Raw genomic sequence first — 19,195 nt, 5'->3', positions numbered from 1 at the left:
TGGTATTTTTCTTTGGTTTAATGATGAAAATATTATCATGAAAATGGAGGAAAAAAGGAAAAAATGTCGAAAAATGTATAATATCTTAAATGTGGGGGTTAGATAATGAGGGAAGTTTTGATGAATTTTCTTACAAACTTAATAGATGTATCCTTAGTTTTTTACTTTTTACTCACAGTATTTAAGCCAAAGGTGAAAAGAAGCAATCTTATACTTGGTATACTAATTTTGGTACTCATTAATACCTTCAATAATACATATTTTGGCTTGGCCATCATGTGGGTATTCTTTATAATAATTACTTTGACTGCAATCCTATTCTCATTCATTTCGAAAGTGGAGATTATTAATAGCTTGCTGATATCCTTCGTAGCAACTGCCCTTATGTTTATAATAGAGATGGTGACCCTTATCATTATGGTATTTTCCTTATCTATAAGCTCTAATGATATATTAGAAGTATCAATATATAAGCTAGTAGGTATACTTATTACTAAAGTACTATATTTTTTAGTTATTCGTTATATAATTAGTAGAATCAATATCAAAGGGTTTCTGAATGGAAGAAGTATGTACCCATTAACAGTTATACTATTTTTCAATCTTATTATCATTTATATGACCTTTATTCTTTTCTTTAATCTACAAATTGATTCCATCTTTGATTATATAAGTATTATAGGGATGGCTGTCGGAGCTATTGTTTTCAGTTGGTTGGTATTTATGCTGATGAAAAGGCTTATGGAACAAAGTCAACAGGAGCTTTTATGGAGAGTTAGAGAGAAGGAGTATCAAAATCAAAGGGCATACTTTGAAAACTTACAACAGGTCTTAACTACAATGAAGGCCCAACGACATGATTTTAATAATCACTTAACCACCATCTATGGAATGATTCAACTTGATAAAATTCAAGAAGCAAAGAAGTTCATCCTCTCCTTAGGGGAAAAAAATAGTACCATTGATAGCTTAATGGATGTTAAACATCCAGTTATTCATGCTATTGTAAGTATAAAGAAGGAAAGGGCTAGAGAAATAAATATTCCCATAGAATTAGATGTGAGCTTAGACGATGATTTACCCTACGATTATATAGATTTGTCAATTATTTTAGGAAACCTCCTGGATAATGCAATAGAAGCCAATAAGAAAATCGGGATAAATTTACGTAGTATTAAGGCCAGCTTAGTTCAAGAGGAAGGTTTTTTAAGTGTTTGTATTCAAAATAGCAAGCCAGATACTGAAACCTATCAAGAAAGTGAGGGAAAAAGCAAAACCTCAAAAGGAGATTGGGAAAATCATGGGTTCGGGTTATATAATGTAAAGCAGGTGGTTGCTAAATATAAAGGTTTAATAGATATTAAGGATTTAGGGAAAATCTTTGAGGTTCATATTAAGCTTCCCTTATAAAAAAAAAGCTAAGAGCAGAGAATTTATTCTCTACTCTCAGACTGTTGAAAAACTATCATATTCTTTGTTGCTGCAAAAACCCAGCACTCTTGCGTATTTTTGTATACGCTGCAACCGCTGGGTTTCCTTGCGTCTCGACTCTAACAGCTTTTGAACAGTCTGATTTATGTCGACTTCTTCGACAACCTCAGAGCAGAGAATTTATTCTCTACTCTTTCTTTAGACCTATTTAAAAGCATTCATCAATCTATTGAATTCCTCCTCAGTAATCTTTAAGTCCAGCTTCGACAAAGGAGTATCGTTGGTTTCAGACCGACCTTCGGAATCTACCCTTTGATAAACCAAACCTGTACATAAACCATTGGTATTTAGCAAAGTATTAAAGGCTCCCTGCAAATCATTTGGATTATAATTCTCGTCTTCCTGAAGATTCACCAATTGATGTCTAAACCATTGATAGGTATTAACTTTATTATAGGTAACACATGGACTAAAGACATTCACTAAAGAAAAACCCTTATGTTGAATGGCTTTAATGATGATCTCCACCAGCTCCTCTTGAAAGGCTGAGAAGCCTTGGGCAAAGAAGGTAGCGCCACTGGATAAGGTTAATATCCCTGGGCGTATGGGAGAATCAATTGCACCGTAGGGTGTGCTCTTGGTAACAAAACCAACATCACTAAGGGGAGAGGTATGCCCCTTAGTTAAACCATATACCTGATTGTTCATAACAACATAAGTCATATCAATATTTCGTCTTATAGCGTGAAGGGTATGACTTAAGCCAATTGCAAATCCATCTCCATCCCCACCGGAGGCAACCACCGTTAGGTCTTTATTGGATAACTTAATTCCTTGAGCAATGGGTAGGGATCTCCCATGAATGCCATGGAAGCCATAGGAGCTCATATATCCTGATAACCTGCCTGAGCAGCCGATTCCTGAGACTGATACCAGACTTTCCTTTGGGATTTCCAATCGTGAAGCTGCAATTTGCAAGGCCCTCAGTATAGAAAAATGACCACATCCGGGACACCAGGTTGGGTTAACATTATTGCTATAATCTTTTGTTGCGGACATTATATCAAACCTCCCAGCTCTTCGAGTATTTCAAAGGGAGTAAAGGGACTCCCATCATATTTATGAATACTTGAGATTTTATCTTTATAACCTAGCTGGCCAATGATAATTTTTGCCAGTTGGCCATGGAAATTGTTCTCGATTATAATAACCTTTTTATAAGTATCCAGTAGGTCCTTTAATTGGTCCTTAGGAAGGGGCTTAATAACCTTTATGTAACCATAGTCATATTTATTTCCCGCCAGTTCAACTGCCTCCTTGACAATTCCATAATTAGAACCAAAGGTTAGTAGCAATACCGATTCCTTATGGTTCTTTGTAAGGCAAACTTCCTGTAAAGATTCAAGGGGCTGGATTTTTTTAAATCTTTTATCCATCATCTTCCTCCTATTGACTGAATCATTTGAGGGTAGCCCCAACTGATTATGTTCTAGGCCAGTAACATGATGTTCTCCCCCTACGGTCCCTGGTAGAACTCTTTGTGAAATCCCATCCTCGGTAAAGGAAAAGGCTTCAAAGTTCTCCCTTCCTTTATCCATTAGTTTTCCTCTATTGATGATATCTTCATTATAGGTAAGAGGATCGATTGTTTGAGGGGATAGACTAAGGGATAGATCCGATAGAATAATCACCGGGCATTGATACTCGTCTGCTAAATTAAAGGCCCTAATGGTATCATAATAGCAATCCTCCACTGAAGCCGGTGCTAAAATAATAGAAGGATACTCACCATGACCACCATAATAAAGGGAATACAAATCGCTTTGTTCATGCTTTGTTGGTAATCCAGTACTGGGCCCCACCCTTTGGGAATCAACAATCACTAAGGGAGTTTCTGTCATAGATGCTAAACCGATACCCTCTTGCATTAAAGAAAGACCCGGACCAGATGTAGCTGTTATAGCTCTGGTTCCAGCGTAGGATGCTCCTATAACCATATTTACTGCTGCAATTTCATCCTCCACCTGCATCATCACTCCCCCATAGCGTGGAAGAAGATTACCTAAGTACTCCATAATTTCTGATGCAGGAGTTATGGGATACGCAGCCATAAAACGACATTCTGCCATTAATGCTCCAAGGGCTATGGCTTCATTTCCAATCATTAGAGGCCGAGAAAATCCATCACCCCCAGTAAGGATTAAATGATCCATTTGAATATCGATGCTATGATTATATACCAACTCAAGGGCCTTTAAGTTTTGAGTGATGATAGAGTCTGCCTTCTTTGCATACTTTTCTTTAATAGACTCTTCAAAAATAAGACGGTCTATTCCTAAGATTCTTCCAATAAAGGCCATGCCACAGGTGTTTTTCATTATTGTAGAGCCTGCAGTTTTTGCGATTTCCGTCATAGGAAGGGGAGTTGATTTATAATCTTTATAGCCATCATCCTTAAGGGTACTATCATAAAGAATGAGTCCATCTTCTTTTAATTTATCGATATTTTGAGGTATCGTTTCATCATCAAAAGCTATAATGATATCTGATTTATCAGGTATACATAGGATTTTTTCAGTGCTGGCATGAAGGGTGATGGTGTTATTACCACCCTTAATTCTAGAGGAAAAGCTTCTACAGCCATAGGTATAATAGCCTAGCTTTGAAAGGGTTTTCATTAGGTTTATACCAGCGCTGACAACACCTTCTCCCTGAATTCCCCCCATGAGAATTGTTATGTTATTTACCATAGTGTCACTCCCTGTCAATTATTTATTTTATCTATACTATTACTACCTCACTAATACTGTTATTAATCAATTGTATATAATATTTCACAAATTATATACTGATATTTAAAAAGTCTATTTATATGAACATAATTCATGATATAATCTAATGGAAAACTTTGTTAGAACAGGGGGTTTTAAAAATGAGTGAAAATCAACAAATGAATCAGTCGGAAGAATTGCAAGAGGGGGAAGTTTCTGAAGAAAGGGAAAATATAGAGGATGTCATCCTTGAGGATGAGGAGAAGTTAACCTTAGGACAAAAATTAATTTACTTCTTTTCAGAACCATCAAAAACCATGAAGGATCTATCAATAAGACCGATTATTTACCCAATATTTATTATTTCTCTTCTATATGTGATGATGTTTGTTCCTAAGATGGGTCTTATTATAGAAGAACAGAAAGTAGCAATGGAAGAAATCTATGCTCAACAGGGTATTACTGAGATTCCTGATTTTGTTATGACAACTATGTACATTGGTGGGTTTATTGGTGCCTTTATTGCTCCAATAGCTACCTGGTTTTTTACATCAGTAATTGTGTATATTATAGCTCTTATTACCAAGGCTAAGGGAAGATTTAAAGGAATTTTAGCCATAACAGCATTTTCTTCAATCATTATTTTATTGGGGGAAGGGATTAGAACAATCATTACACTCATTACTGGAAGTACGATAGTACATACTTCTTTAATCTCTTTAATTGGTATATTGAATCTTGAAATTGAAAGTACTTCCATAGTATATCTGCTATTGTCTAAAATTGAAGTCTTTAGTCTGCTATACCTATTCTATGTTGCCATTGGATTAACCTATGTTTTTAAAATCTCGATGAAAAAGGCTTCTCTAATTTCCTTAGGATATCTAGTGGTTACAACAATTTTTTCTTTGGCTTTAAGATTAATATAAGAGATTATGTTGCCGATTTAGAATATGTTGGTTTTCGACAAAATAAACACTGTTGAAAACCCTCATGTTCTTTTTATTTAATAAAGTAGTTTCCTTTTAGCTACCTTTAATTATTATTAAATAATCGGTATAATAAGATAGAAATAAAATAATGATTCCTATGGAGAATTTTTATATAAAGGAGGATGTTTGTGGATATACGCTATATGGATAGAAGAAATGGTAAGCTAATAAAGGAAACTGTAGCTGGAGGAGGACTGCTTAGGTGGTCCTATGAAAATAAAATAGGGAGGAGCCTTTTGGAGGTTTTTCTTAAGCGGAGGGTCTTTTCACGAATGGTGGGTTTATATATGGATACCGCTTTTAGTAGAAGACGGATACCTTCCTATATAAAGGAGCTTGAAATTGATATTGAAGAGGCTTTGCTGGAGAGAGTTGAAGATTATAAAAGCTTTAACGAGTTTTTTATACGCAGATTAAGGGATGGGGCAAGACCCATGAATAATATGGATGAAGTATTGATATCGCCCGCCGATGGAAGGGTTTTAGCCTATGAGGATATAGACATCAATCAGGTGGTTCAGGTTAAGGGTTTTCATTATTCCCTTAAAGAATTGGTAGGTGATGAAAGCTTGGCCCGTGAATATCAAGGAGGTAGCTGTATCATAGTTAGGCTTAACCCCTCAGATTATCATCGTTTTCATTTTCCTGATGCTGGAATACCAATGGAGGCTAAAAAGATTGAGGGCCATTATTATTCTGTTAATCCATTGGCCTTAAGTAAAATAGCTAGGCTTTACTGTCAAAACAAACGGGAAATAACTTTGTTTAAGTCTCAAAACTTTGACGATATTCTTCTAATTGAAGTGGGAGCCACCTGTGTAGGCTCCATAATACAAACCTATAAGGGGAATGATATGGTAAAAAAGGGCGAAGAGAAGGGTTACTTCAAATTCGGTGGATCCACAACGATATTATTCTTAAAGAAGGATGTAGTAAAGATCGATAAAGATTTAATAGAAAACACAGAAAAGGGTTATGAAACCAAGATATTAATGGGTGAGGGAATTGCTAAGAAAAAGCAAAAAAACTAAAGATGGCCTTTTGGCCATCTCTCCATATATCTATTGATTTGTTATTCAGCCGTTACAAAGGTGGTAAACATCTCTACTCTAGCTTTGCAAATTGGGCAATCTTCCTCTAATTCACCTGTTAGAGTATATCCACAAATATCACAGACATGAACTGTATTTTCAGTAAAGTCTTTCCCATTGTCTACATCTTCTTTCGCTTTAGTGAAAAGCTCTGAATGACACTTTTCTGCTTCTAATGCGAATTGGAAGGAGCGAATGCTTCCCTTTTCCTTTTGCATATCGGCTACCGATAAGAAGGAAGGATACATTTGTTGGATCTCATAGTTCTCACCTTCTATTGCCCCATGAAGATTTTCAGAGGTTGTAGTCATTCCAAAACCAGCTCCTGCGGTAACAGATGCTTCGCCCACTTCATTTCTAAGCTCTCGAAAGTGATTACCTGCATGAACCCTTTCCGCATAGGCAACTGCTTCGAAAAGGTTTGCTACATTTTTAAAGCCCTCCTTCTTTGCGAAGGCCCCCCATTGTAAATATCTCATAGATGCCATGCTTTCTCCACCAAAGGCTGATTTTAAGTTTGATGCTGTCATACTATTCATAAATAATTCCTCCTAGCTACTATTAATTTGTAGGGACTTTCAGTCCATGCTATAAATACCCACCTTTAATTTTACTAAACAGATAAATAAAAAATGTATAGGAATTATTCTTTTTTTATAGAAAGTTTATAAGTACTCATATAAAATATACATAGGATTATAATTATAGGAGGTGCTCCATGCTTATTAATAAACTAAGTGAAATCAATAAGGGAAATATTAACGATCAAATAGAAGCAATAGTTTTAATTACTGAAATTAAGCTAAAACTTACAAAAAACGAAAAAAAATATGCCGATTTATCCCTACAGGATGCATCCAAAAAAATTGAGGCCAAGTGCTGGGAGGTTGATGAAAATGAAAATTTTTTGTTATCTCTAAAGGCTAATGAAGCTGTAAAGATTAAAGCTGTGGTGGGAGAGTATCAAGGAAGTATTCAACTTACCATAAAGGAGATGGAGAGGGCTAAGGAAGGGGAAGTAAACATCCGAAGCCTAATACCAACCAGCGACTGGGGTATTGATTCCATGAAGAAGGGACTACAGTTTTTTTATGATAAGGTTCAAAGTCCTCATTTAAGGTTGCTATTAGATCTTATGATTTTTTCAGATGATCATTACGAAAGATTTTCTACATACCCAGCAGCCCGCAGGGTTCATCACAACTTTTATCATGGCTTGCTACAACATGTATTGGAGGTACTAAAATTTTCCTATACCGTTGCAACAACCAAAAGGCTAACAGATAGACAAATCGAAAGACTTATCGTGATGGGATTCCTTCATGATTGGGCCAAGATATTTGAGTATAAGCCTCTACCAGAATCAGGTTTTACTGAAGAAGGAACAATGCTGGGACACATCTTTATGGGAGCCCATAAAACCCTTAATGTTATGAAGGAAATTGCAGATTTTGATGAGGAGGATAAGCTTATCATACTGAATGGGATCTTAGGCCATCATGGTAAACTGGAATTTGGCTCGCCGGTATTACCTAAGACAGTTGAGGCTCAGATCCTTCATCATGCGGATATCATGTCGGGGGATGTTGAAAGTATTCAATCCTTTATGAGTGAGGATGGAAACAACGAGGAAAGCTTCACGGGAAGGCTTTGGAATATGGGAACAGAATATTATAAAAAGGGTTAATTCAATAAAATAATCAGGACCTCCAGATGAAATTCTATGGAGGTTCTTCTATTAACCTGATTCCTAAGCCCTCTATTATATGGAAAATTCACTTTAATAGCTTGGCTATGATATAATTCACTTATAGTAATTTAGCTGGAGGTGACTTAATGGGTATTCAATTTATCATTGGTCGTAGTGGGGTCGGTAAAAGCCACCATATGTATACAGAAATCAAGAAGAAAATTGAAGAAAACCACAAAAAGCTCTATCTTATTGTACCTGAACAATTTACCCTGCAGGCAGAACGGGACCTTATAACAAAGGGGAATCTTGAAGGTATCATGGGGATTGAGGTTTTAAGCTTTACCCGTTTAGCCTATAGAGTTCTTAATGAGACGGGTGGTTTAACTAGGATACATATCAACGAAATTGGAAAGAACATGATTTTAAGAAAGCTCATCCTTCAGATGGAGAAGGACTTAAGCATATATAAAAAGACAGCAAGACAACCAGGCTTTGTTGAAAAGCTTAATAGGGTGATTACAGAAATGAAACAGCAGGATATTCAGGCTTCCCATCTTAAGCAGCAGCTTGAGGCCATGAAGGAGGAGGGTATTTTAAAGCTTAAGCTTTCGGATATTACGGTTATTTATGAAGCCTTTAATGCTTATTTAGAGAATAAATATATAGATACTGAAGACCATATAAACCTACTTATTGCAAATCTTGATAACACCAATCTATTTGATGATGCCATCATTTGGGTGGACGGTTTTTATCAGTTTACTCCTCAAACCATTAGAATTCTGGAAAAGCTTATGAAGAAAAGCCAACAGCTGAATATCCTTTTGACGATGGACCCTAAGGATGAGGAGAGGGACGGAGACCTCTTTCAGCTAACGAAACAGACCTTCAACAAAATTAGAGCTGTAGCAAATGGACTTAAGCTTCCACAAGAAATTGTAAAGCTTTCCCTAGAAGGAAATCAGTATGTAAGGAGCTTGAAAACCCCAGAATTAATCCACCTAGAGGAAGAACTATATGCCTATCCCTTCAACCAATATAGGGAGGATATTGATTTCATCAAGGGATTTGCTGCCTCCAATAGATTTGCTGAAGTTGAAAATGTAGCAGCAGAAATCATCAGGCTGGTTAGAGACAAAGGCTATCGCTGGAGGGATATCGCCGTAGTTGGAGGTTCCATAGGGGACTATCAAATGGTATTAAAAAGCGCTTTTCAAGAATACCAAATACCCTATTTTCTTGATGAGAAAAGAAATATAGATGATCATCCAATCATTCAACTGATCCTTTCAGTTTTAGATATCTGTATTGGAGGCTATCGTCACCATGATGTTTTCAGATACCTTAGAACAGGTTTTAGTGATTTGCCTAGAGATCAATGGGAGGAACTAGAAAACTACTGCCTACAGTATGGTATTAAGGGTAAAAAGTGGACAAAGGAGTTTCAATACGAAGGAGACTATGACTTAGTGGAAATTGAAAACAGTCGTAAGCTATGTATGAAGCCCATCATTAACCTGGTAGAGACTTTAGGCAGCAAGGGGAAAATTAGTGAATTATCTAAGGGATTATACTATTTTCTAAAGGATCTAAAAATTGAGGATAAGCTCAATAGCTGGATAGAAACTCTAAAGGAAAAGGGTTTATTCGATTATGTTAATGAAAATACTCAAATTTGGAATACCTTAATGGAAATATTAGATCAGTTAAATGAAATTTTAGGGGAAGAAGAGATTACCATAAAGGAGTATAGAGACATTCTGGAGTCAGGTTTTTCCTCTACAGAAATTGGGGTAATTCCTTCAACCATTGACGAGGTCCTCATTGGTAATATTCAAAGGTCCAGAAGCCATGATATTAAGGCATTATTCTTAATTGGAGTAAATGATGGAATCATACCTTCCATTGGAGAAGACGAGGGTTTATTAAACCATCAAGAGCGTAGCCTACTGATGGAGGTAGGCTTTGAGTTTGGACATCAACCCGATAGCCATCTATATGAAGAAAAGTTTAATATATATGCCTCTTTAACCAAGGCCAGTCAATATCTATGGATCAGCTATGCCCTAGCAGACCAAGAGGGGCGGGCCCTCAGACCATCTATTTTGATGGATACTTTTAAGAAGCTGTATCCTAGGTTAAAGGTCCATAGTGACGTAGTGAATAGTCTTTCACAACAGCTACAACTAATCGCATCTCCTCAAAGCACCTTTAAGTATTTAATCGAAAACCTAAGATTATTAATTGATCGTAAGGGCTTTGAGGATATTTGGTGGGATGTATATCAGTGGTATTTTGAAAATCCTCTTTGGCAAGACAAACGGCAAAGGGCTGTAGAGGCACTGTTCCATGATAATCAAGTGGATTATATTAATGGAGAAAAGGCTAAGGAGCTTTATACCAATCTTTTATATACCAGTGTTTCTAGACTTGAAAGATATGCCGGATGTCCCTTTTCCCATTTTGTAGCTTATGGGCTGAAGCCTACTGATCGAAGGGTTTATGAAATCAATAGCCCTGATATGGGAATTATCTTCCATCAGACCATGGAAACCTTTGAAAAGGAAATTATCAATAGAGGTCATCTATGGCATGAAATAGATCAAGATTGCTGCCACCAATTGGTGGATGAAATTATCGATGATATGGCAGAGAATTTTCAGAATGGCATCCTCTACAGTAGCCATAGATATCAATACCTTATTAAAAGGTTAAAGCGAATTAGCAGAAGGGCTTTATGGACATTAACCTGCCACTTGAAAAAGGGAGGCTTTATACCCTTTGGTCATGAGATCACCTTTGGCAAGGGGGGAATCCTTCCTCCGATGGTGATGAAGCTACCTTCAGGGGAAGAAATCCATTTGGAGGGAAGAATTGATCGAGTGGACTTCTATGAGGATGAAAATGGAAGCCATGTAAAGATTATTGATTACAAATCAGGTAACAAGGACTTTCAGTTGACGGAGGTATATTATGGCCTACAGTTACAGCTGATGGTTTATCTGGATGTGTTATTATCCATGTCGAATTTCTTGAAAAGGGACAAAATTCATCCAGCTGGGGTTTTTTACTTCAAGATTGATGATCCCCTCATTAGAACCACTGAAAGAGGGGTTGAATCTATAGAAAGGGCCATTAATAAAGAGCTGAAAATGAAGGGCATGGTAATAAAGGACATTAATATCATAAAGGAAATAGACCGAGAGATAAACAAATCTTCTGATGTAATACCCGTTGGTTTGAATAAGGGAGATGAAATATCCAAAAACTCTTCTGTGCTATCCCATGAGGATTTTAAGAAGGTTTTAACCCATGTTCGACAGGTGATTGAGGATATTGCAGGAGAAATTATGAAGGGAAGGGTTGCTATAGAACCCTGCAAAAGAGGGAAGATCCCCTTCTGTAACTATTGTCAATATAGTTCCATATGTCAGTTTGATAAGACCTTAGAAAATAATCAATATAGAGTTTTAAAGGATCTAAAGGATGAGGAAATTATTGATAGGATTTCAAAAAGAAGGGAGGGGGAAGACAATGACAAGATGGACTAAGCAACAGCAGGAAGCCATAAACAATAGGGGCCAGAATCTTTTGGTGTCGGCAGCGGCAGGCTCTGGTAAGACAGCAGTGTTGGTGGAAAGGATCATTAAGCTGATTATTGAAGATAAGATTCATATTGATGAAATGCTGATCGTAACCTTTACCAATGCTGCAGCTGGTGAGATGAGGGAAAGAATTGCTAAAGCCATCCTAGGTGCCCTAGAGAAGGAGGGAGATAAGGACCCCCATATAAGAAAGCAGCTTACCCTATTGAATAAAGCCACCATTGCAACCCTTCACTCCTTCTGTATCCAGGTGGTAAAGAAGCATTTCCATGCTGTAGATATAGATCCATCCTTTAGAATTGCTGATACCACCGAGACTTTAATTCTTCAGCAAGAAATCATGGAGGATCTCATTGAAGAAGAATATATGAAGGGAGAAGAAACCTTTTTCAATTTAGTTGAAGCCTTTGGGGGAAGCAAAGACGATGCCGAACTCCAGCAATTGATTATGAAGCTTCATCAATTTATTCAAAGTCAGCCCTACCCAATAAAATGGCTAGAGGAAAAGACCCAGGATTTTATGATGGATGTTGAAGATTTTGAAGAGAGCCTGTGGGGAAAGACCATTAAAACTGGGATTGAAATTCAATTGAAGGGGATACTGGATCTACTTTATGAAGCTAAGGAGATCTGCATGAATCCAGCTGGACCCCATGTTTATTTAGAGGCTATAGAGGATGATATTGTGCAGGTTGAGGAATTGATGGAGGCTGTAACCTTAAGGCTAGAGGATTTTTCTATTAGGCTACAAGCTATAGAATATAAAACCCTATCAAGGGCCAGTAAGGATTTTGATGAAGCCTTGAAGGAGGAAGTAAAGTCCTTAAGAAACAAATCCAAGGATACCATTAAAAAATTATTATCTACCTATTTTGAAGCACCTCTTCAGGATAGAATTGCTGATTTAAAGGATCTATATCCAGTGATGGAGTACTTAACTCAATTGGTAGATATCTTTCATAACCGTTTTAGACAAAAGAAAAATCAAAAGGGTATATTGGATTTTAATGATCTTGAGCACTATACCCTTGAAATATTAGAGGATGACCTTGTAGCGTCGGAATATAGACAGGCCTTTAGCTATATTTTTATTGATGAATATCAAGATAGTAATATTGTTCAAGAAACCATCATCAGAAGAATTAAAAGAGAAAATAATTTATTTATGGTAGGGGATGTAAAACAAAGTATTTATCGATTCAGACTGGCGGATCCAACCCTTTTCATTGAAAAATATGATAGCTTCCCTGCCGATGATTCTGGGATCAATAAGAGGATAGACCTTTCAAGAAACTTTAGAAGTCGCCCAGAAATATTGGCCGGGGTGAATTTTATATTTAAGAGTATCATGTGTAAAACCATTGGAGAGATTGATTATACCCATGATGTGGCTTTGCATCCAGGGCGAGAGTTTCCTACTATTGAGGAACCAAGCCTTCAACTTCATATCATTGAGAAGAATCTCCCCGAGGAATTTGCTTTAGAAGATGAGCTTGAGGAACTGGAGGATATTGAGGTTGAAGCTAGAATAGTAGCTAAGACCATTAAAGAAGCCCTTCAAAAGAATATCTATGATGATCAATTGGGAGAATTTCGAAGAACCCAATATCGAGATATCGTAGTCTTATTAAGGGCCACCAGTAATTGGGCATCGGTCTTTACAGAAGTATTTATGGAGGAGGGCTTACCATCCTATGCTGATATTAACACGGGATATTTTGATGCCATTGAGGTGAAGCTTTTCCTAAGTTTGTTGAGGATTCTTGATAATAAAAGACAGGATGTACCTCTAATCAGTGTAATGAGATCTCCAATAGGAGGATTCAGTGTTGATGAGCTTATCACTGTAAGGGCAAGGTATAAGGAGGGTAGTTATTTTAAGGCTGTAGAAAAATATATTAAAGAAGAAGAAGATAGCCTTAGTACTAAGCTATCTACCTTTCTCCAGCGGATTGGAGACTGGAGTAAGGAAGCAAGATATATGAAGATGGACGAGTTCATTTGGAAGCTCTTTGTAGATTCTGGGTATTACCATTATGTTGGGGCTATGCCTGGTGGACAGCAACGCCAAGGAAACCTACGGGTGTTTTTAGATCGGGCAAGCCAATTTCAAAACACCTCCATTAAGGGCCTATTTAATTTCATATCCTTTATTGAAAAGCTTCAAAACAGTAGGGGAGATATGGGCTCAGCAAAAATACTTAGTGAAAATGATGATGTAATCAGACTGATGAGTGTTCATAAAAGTAAAGGATTGGAGTTTCCAGTGGTGATTGTTGCAGGCTTAGGGAAGCAATTTAATCTAAGGGATGCTAGTAATAGGTTACTTCTTCATAAGGATTTAGGTCTTGGGCCAGATTACGTTGATCACCAGCTAAGGGTGGTTAGAGATACCATAGCAAAGCTGGCAATGAAGGAAAGGATTAAATTAGAAAGCTTATCGGAGGAAATGCGGATTCTGTATGTAGCCTTAACAAGACCAAAGGATAAACTGATTTTAGTAGGCTCAGTAAAGGATATTGAAAAGAAATGCGAGGGCTGGAGTAGGGGTTTAGGCCTATATGGCAGAGCAACCGCCAAAACCGCCCTAGATTGGATTGCTAGCCCTCTATTTATTCATCCTGATGGACATCTATTAAGAAGGCTATCCAATAAGGAGGATAGTGGAAGGGTATTGCCCCATGAGGAATCAAATTGGTTAATTGAGTTCCATAATCGTGGAGATGTGATTATAGATAAAAAGCATAAAGATATTGAAAAAAATCAGCTTTTGGACTACCTGAATGATTTTAATCGAGGGCTGAGCTCTAACTTTAAGGAAGACATTTATAGAAGATTAGATTGGATATACCCTAATAAAGATGCAATAAAGATTCCTTCAAAGCTTTCGGTAACAGATATAAAGAAACTTCATCAAAATAAAGATGGAGCCTTGGGATATAAAATTCCACCATTGATTAAGATTCCGAAATTTATTGAGGAAAAAGATTCTCTAACTGCTGCAGAAAGGGGAACAGTCCTCCATTTTGTTTTACAGCATTTAGATTTAAAGGCTACTTTAACAATGGAGAATATACTATGGCAGATAGATGGAATGGTAAAGAGGGAGCTATTAACTGAAGTAGAGGCTAAGTCGGTTCTTGTCGAACGATTAGTAAAGTTTTTTGACAGCCCGATAGGAAAAAGACTGTTGAATGCCGAAGAAATATATCGAGAGGTGCCTTTTAATCTCCGTATGAAGGCAGCAGACTTCATTTCCGATATAAGCATCCAAGAGGATCTACTAGTTCAGGGAGTAATAGATTGCTATTTCATAGAGGATGACAAAGCAGTACTCCTAGATTATAAAAGTGATCGTATACTAGAGGGGATGGAGGATGTAATAGTAGCTAATTACAAGGAGCAGCTGTTGCTTTATAAGGAGGCAATAGAAAAGATTTCTAGAACTCATGTAAAGGAAAGTTACCTTTATCTATTTGATATTGATAAGGCAGTGAAGGTGGATTAAATAGATTATAGATGAGAGATTATAGATATGAGATAAGAGTACCATTGAATAGTTAAAGAATTATAAGTATTAATAATGAAATTTGCATTAGCAAATTTCTTCTACAATTCAACATTCAACATTCAACATTCACCATTAATCTTATAATCTTTAAGGCTTGATTTATTAGTTTGAAATATTCTCCATTCTTCATTCTCCATTCTAAATTTGCTTTTTTTAATTGCCTTCTCTTAATTTGGGTATCTTATAATATATAAACTATTTATAGAAATGAGGGTGAGACGATGCTAGCGAAAGATATTATGACGAAGGAAGTTATTGCGGTAAAGAAGGATGACACGGTAGAAAATGTAATAAAACTTTTAATGGATCATAACATTAGCGGTTTACCTGTTATTGATGAGGATCAAAAAGTTGTGGGTATTGTTACTGAGGGGGACCTAATCTACAGAAGCAAGAAGCTTCAAATACCAAGCTATTTTACAATATTAGATAGTTATATTTTCTTAGAAAATCCTAAAACCATCAATGAGCAATTGAGAAAAATGGTTGGATATAAGGTGGAAGACATCATGACTGTTGATGTGATTTCTGTTGATGAAGATGAGGAAGTGGAAGAAATTGCAACCCTAATGACCAATAAGAAGGTTAATAGGGTTCCTGTAGTGAAGGATGGACGGCTAGTGGGAATCGTAAGCCGTAGAGATATTATTAGAGCCTATTCTAAAGGATGATTCATCATTCATATGAGTTGATAATACCTCAACCCCAACGGGTTGGGGTATTAATAGGCTGAAAATCAGTGGAATTATATGGTTTAACAGTAAGGAGCTGTGGAAATGAAGGAAATTTTGCAAATTTCAAATTTAGAAAAGGTCTATTCCAACGGGTCATTTGTAAAAAAAGCAGTTGACAATATTTCCTTTTCTGTTAATACTGGAGAAATATTCGGTCTTCTAGGTCCTAATGGAGCTGGTAAAACAAGTATTATAAAGTGTATATGTGGACTGCTAGATTACGAAGGTGGAGACGTATTAGTTAATGGCTATTCCATGAAAAGTAAAAGGAGAAAGGGCTTAAAATATATCAGCGCAGTACTCGAAGGAAATAGGAACATTTACTGGAGAATGACCGTAGATGAAAATCTCGACTTCTTTTCCGGAATTAATGGAATGTCTAGAAGCAGTATTAAAGACAGGAAGGAGTATCTGCTACAGCAGTTCCAATTACAAGAACAACGGAATCAGGTTGTAAATAAGCTTTCTAGAGGCATGAAACAGAAGGTGGCAATAGCAATTTCTTTAATAACCAATAAGGATATTGTCCTTTTAGATGAGCCTACCCTAGGATTAGATGTAGCAATGAGCCATGAGATGCGAAAACTCCTAAGATCTGTAGCCAAGGAAGAAGGTAAAACCATCTTGCTTAGTACCCATGATATGAATGTGGTGGAGGAAACCTGCGATCGCTTGGTTATCATAAATGAAGGTCAGATTATTGCCAAAGATACAGTATCAAATTTAAAAACCGTTTTTAACAACGATATCTATCAGATAAGCTATATAGGTGTAATAAACAATAGCCTTATGTCAGGGATGGAGAAAATTGTAGTTAAATTAGAAATAAAAGAGGGAGAAGATCACTCTAAGATGATTATCCATCTTCATGAAGCTACGGAGCTCTTTAGGATCTTTGAAATGATTAAAGAAGCTCCTATAAAACTTATTTCCATTGATAGAGTAACAAAAAATCTAGAAGGGATTTTTTTAGACCTTTTGAAGGAGGCTGGAACCCATGAAGTATTTTAATAGTTTCATTGCTGTTTGTAAAAAGGAATGGATTGAGTTAAAAAGATACTGGTTTAATACCGTGGTTGGCCTTTGCATGTTCTTACTAATGTTTATGGCATTGTTTTCTGGGGCAAAATCAATAGGTCAAAATAATTTCTCTTTAATGGATAGTCTCGAGGGTTTCTTAATAGGCTATGCTCTATGGTTCTTAGCAATGGGAGCCTTTGCTGATACAGCCCATGCTATTATTGATGAATCAAGAAAGGGTACCTTAGAACAGTTGTATATGACAGATGTACCCTTTACATGGTTGTTAATTAGCAAGAATATGATATCAACAATTATCTATAGCATTATTTTTGTTGTTATTATACTAATTCAAACTAAGGTCACTGGTATAACGCTGAATCTTGACTTTATCAGTGTGTTTATAACCCTATTTATTGGCCTTTTTAGCCTCTATGGAATCGGATTAATTTTAGCTGGGTTAGGTTTAATATTTAAAAAAATCCAGAACCTATTAGGGGTAACACAATTTATTTTAGTGGGGATTATGATCGTTTCTCCAACTTCATTACCCTTTGTACGGTTATTACCATTTGTTGAAGGCAGAGAAATGATTATGGATATCATGAGAAATGGGTATTCTTTATGGGATTTTAGTATTTATAACTGGTTATTTTTATTGGCTAATTCAATTTTTTATTTAGTAGTGGGGATCTATGGGTATAAAATCGCTGAAATGCAGGTTTTAAAAAGAGGAATGCTGGGACAATATTAGAGGATTATATAGTCTAAATTCGAAGGGGTGACCCCTTTTTTAGTATATTATGTTAAAAAATTAACAAAAAATTTATCTATAAAATCTCATAAATATTGAGAAAATTTTAAATAAATAAATTATTAAAACCTAGTGAAATTTTATAGTGATTGAAAATAAAAGATACTAACAAAATTATCATTTTATTACAAAATTTTTATATACAGAAAGAATAACAGTTTTAATGAAATCATTGACATTAAATTATCAATAATATAGAATGTAATTAAGAAACATTCTTAATGGAGGGCACTAAAATGAGTAGAAAAAAATTAGGATTTGTAGCCTTTGTTGCAACAGGAGTTGGATTGATTCTTTCTACTATTTTAAAAGAGATCGATTTTTTTATGCTGTTGCCAATTGCAGCTATTGCAGGATTATTTTATGTAGGATTGGTAGAGCATTATAAGGAATTGCTGAAGTAGGGGGACTATGATGAAAATAGATAAAAATAAGCTCTATATACTTGCATTGGCTATTCTTAGTGTAAACATTACTTGGTACTTGAACCATGGAATGGGTTACGGTGCAATTATTGCAAATGGATTAGTAGGGGTTTTAGTAGCAATTCTTTTGCCAGGACATCTGGCGGCAGCAGCCTATACTGCCTCCTTTGTTGGAATGTCTTCAATTGCCGTATTACCTTCAATAGCGGTGGCAACTGGGGCAGGTATAATCGTTGGAATATTATTGGTGATTACTGCTGAAGTATATGCTGGTATCGGTGGAAAGGGTGGCACTACGGCGGCATTGGCAACTATTATTGCAAAAAATCTATTAAGCTTTTTGGGGTAGGAGGTAATATTCTATGGAAAACTTCATGATTATAGCTGTTGCAGTGATGGCTGGTGTAACAGCCTATTCAATTAGCATATTGCTAAATAAAGGAGCAGTATTTGGATCAGCTCTAGTAACTCTTATATCGGGGATAGTATTTCCGCATTTTTTTCCGGAAATCGGTGTTAAATTAGCAGTGGTGGCTACCTGTGCCTCCTATGCAGGTATGGTTGCTGTAAAGAATGTACCTAAGATTTGGGAAATGGCCATTGTTGGTTTAATTACTGGTAGTCTTTTCATATTAACCAGTGAAGCCTATGTAGGTGTTGGAGGTAAGCTTGGAACAATTGCGGCTATCTCATGCTTTGCTTGGGTTGGCTTAAAGAAAGTTGTGGGCACAGTCACCAATCTTAAAAAGGAAGAGCTTCTAAAAACCAAATCAGTAGGGAATTGATTTAGAAATTCAATAAGGACCTTAGTTGAAGCTAGTAGCCAATCGTATGTATATACGAAAGGTGGCTGGCTTTTTTATTTAATAGGAGTTCTCTTTTTTCCTATTAAATGGGGGATTTTAAGGGGGTAACCCCCTTATAAAAATAAGGAGAGTACAACGAAGTGTCCTAGAGAACGCATGGGTTCTCTGGAAAACAAAAGCATTTTAACCATAGAAAATTAACGCATGAAATGCTTTTGTTATTTAAGAGTTTTTGATCTTTA

15 protein-coding genes are annotated in these 19,195 nt (G+C 36.3%); 12 read left to right on the top strand and 3 right to left on the bottom strand.

The features are described from left to right. Positions 1-105 precede the first annotated feature (105 nt). Positions 106-1,410, top strand: a complete 1,305-nt coding sequence (locus tag F8153_RS00600) for a sensor histidine kinase (RefSeq protein ID WP_151864407.1) — start codon at positions 106-108, stop codon at positions 1,408-1,410. A 225-nt stretch (positions 1,411-1,635) separates the two neighbouring features. On the opposite strand, the gene F8153_RS00595 is transcribed toward F8153_RS00600, so the two are convergent. Continuing rightward, positions 1,636-2,490: a 2-oxoacid:ferredoxin oxidoreductase subunit beta gene (locus F8153_RS00595; protein ID WP_151864406.1), complete on the bottom strand. Its 855-nt coding sequence runs from the start codon at positions 2,488-2,490 to the stop codon at positions 1,636-1,638. Then, on the bottom strand, positions 2,490-4,181 hold the full coding sequence (locus F8153_RS00590; RefSeq protein WP_151864405.1) for a 2-oxoacid:acceptor oxidoreductase subunit alpha: 1,692 nt from the start codon (positions 4,179-4,181) through the stop codon (positions 2,490-2,492). Before F8153_RS00590 ends, F8153_RS00595 begins: the two co-directional genes overlap by 1 nt. Positions 4,182-4,363: 182 nt before the next feature. On the opposite strand from F8153_RS00590, the gene F8153_RS00585 reads away from it, so the two are divergent. Both F8153_RS00585 and F8153_RS00580 read left to right on the top strand, forming a co-directional pair. Then, positions 4,364-5,131 (top strand): Yip1 family protein, encoded by a 768-nt coding sequence (locus F8153_RS00585; RefSeq protein WP_151864404.1) that lies wholly within the window; start codon positions 4,364-4,366, stop codon positions 5,129-5,131. Between the two features lie 191 nt (positions 5,132-5,322). Further along, on the top strand, positions 5,323-6,225 hold the full coding sequence (locus F8153_RS00580; protein WP_330577582.1) for a phosphatidylserine decarboxylase: 903 nt from the start codon (positions 5,323-5,325) through the stop codon (positions 6,223-6,225). Positions 6,226-6,266: 41 nt separating this feature from the next. On the opposite strand, the gene F8153_RS00575 is transcribed toward F8153_RS00580, so the two are convergent. Next, a complete protein-coding gene (locus tag F8153_RS00575; RefSeq protein ID WP_151864402.1) occupies positions 6,267-6,824 on the bottom strand; it encodes a rubrerythrin family protein in 558 nt (185 codons plus the stop codon). 179 nt (positions 6,825-7,003) lie between these two features. Here F8153_RS00575 and F8153_RS00570 point away from each other — a divergent pair, with 179 nt between their 5' ends. The 9 genes from F8153_RS00570 (at position 7,004) to F8153_RS00535 (ending at position 18,932) form a co-directional block, all read left to right on the top strand. Further along, a complete protein-coding gene (locus tag F8153_RS00570) occupies positions 7,004-7,972 on the top strand; it encodes a 3'-5' exoribonuclease YhaM family protein (RefSeq protein WP_151864401.1) in 969 nt (322 codons plus the stop codon). A 149-nt stretch (positions 7,973-8,121) separates the two neighbouring features. Then, positions 8,122-11,529 carry a helicase-exonuclease AddAB subunit AddB gene (gene addB / locus F8153_RS00565; RefSeq protein ID WP_151864400.1) on the top strand — a complete coding sequence of 1,136 codons (3,408 nt, stop codon included), beginning with the start codon at positions 8,122-8,124 and terminating at the stop codon, positions 11,527-11,529. Then, positions 11,513-15,091 (top strand): helicase-exonuclease AddAB subunit AddA, encoded by a 3,579-nt coding sequence (gene addA / locus F8153_RS00560; protein ID WP_151864399.1) that lies wholly within the window; start codon positions 11,513-11,515, stop codon positions 15,089-15,091. The genes addB and addA overlap by 17 nt, the downstream gene beginning before the upstream one ends. A gap of 284 nt (positions 15,092-15,375) precedes the next feature. Next, the gene (locus F8153_RS00555; RefSeq protein ID WP_151864398.1) at positions 15,376-15,825 is read left to right on the top strand and encodes a CBS domain-containing protein; all 450 of its coding nucleotides are present in this window, start codon (positions 15,376-15,378) and stop codon (positions 15,823-15,825) included. Positions 15,826-15,930: 105 nt separating this feature from the next. Further along, positions 15,931-16,899, top strand: a complete 969-nt coding sequence (locus F8153_RS00550; RefSeq protein WP_151864397.1) for an ABC transporter ATP-binding protein — start codon at positions 15,931-15,933, stop codon at positions 16,897-16,899. Beyond that, positions 16,886-17,662: an ABC transporter permease gene (locus tag F8153_RS00545; RefSeq protein ID WP_151864396.1), complete on the top strand. Its 777-nt coding sequence runs from the start codon at positions 16,886-16,888 to the stop codon at positions 17,660-17,662. Before F8153_RS00550 ends, F8153_RS00545 begins: the two co-directional genes overlap by 14 nt. 296 nt (positions 17,663-17,958) lie before the next feature. Further along, positions 17,959-18,126, top strand: a complete 168-nt coding sequence (locus F8153_RS15880; RefSeq protein WP_192929584.1) for a hypothetical protein — start codon at positions 17,959-17,961, stop codon at positions 18,124-18,126. 10 nt (positions 18,127-18,136) lie between these two features. Then, positions 18,137-18,496: a hypothetical protein gene (locus F8153_RS00540; protein WP_151864395.1), complete on the top strand. Its 360-nt coding sequence runs from the start codon at positions 18,137-18,139 to the stop codon at positions 18,494-18,496. Between the two features lie 13 nt (positions 18,497-18,509). Continuing rightward, positions 18,510-18,932, top strand: a complete 423-nt coding sequence (locus F8153_RS00535) for a hypothetical protein (RefSeq protein WP_192929583.1) — start codon at positions 18,510-18,512, stop codon at positions 18,930-18,932. The last annotated feature ends 263 nt before the right edge of the window (positions 18,933-19,195 follow it).

Origin of the sequence: Alkaliphilus serpentinus, assembly GCF_009017255.1 — a bacterium.
Taxonomy (GTDB): Bacteria; Bacillota; Clostridia; order Peptostreptococcales; family Natronincolaceae; genus Alkaliphilus_D; species Alkaliphilus_D serpentinus.
Note: the sequence above shows the minus strand (reverse complement) of the source record. Positions and strands in the feature narration are given on the sequence as shown.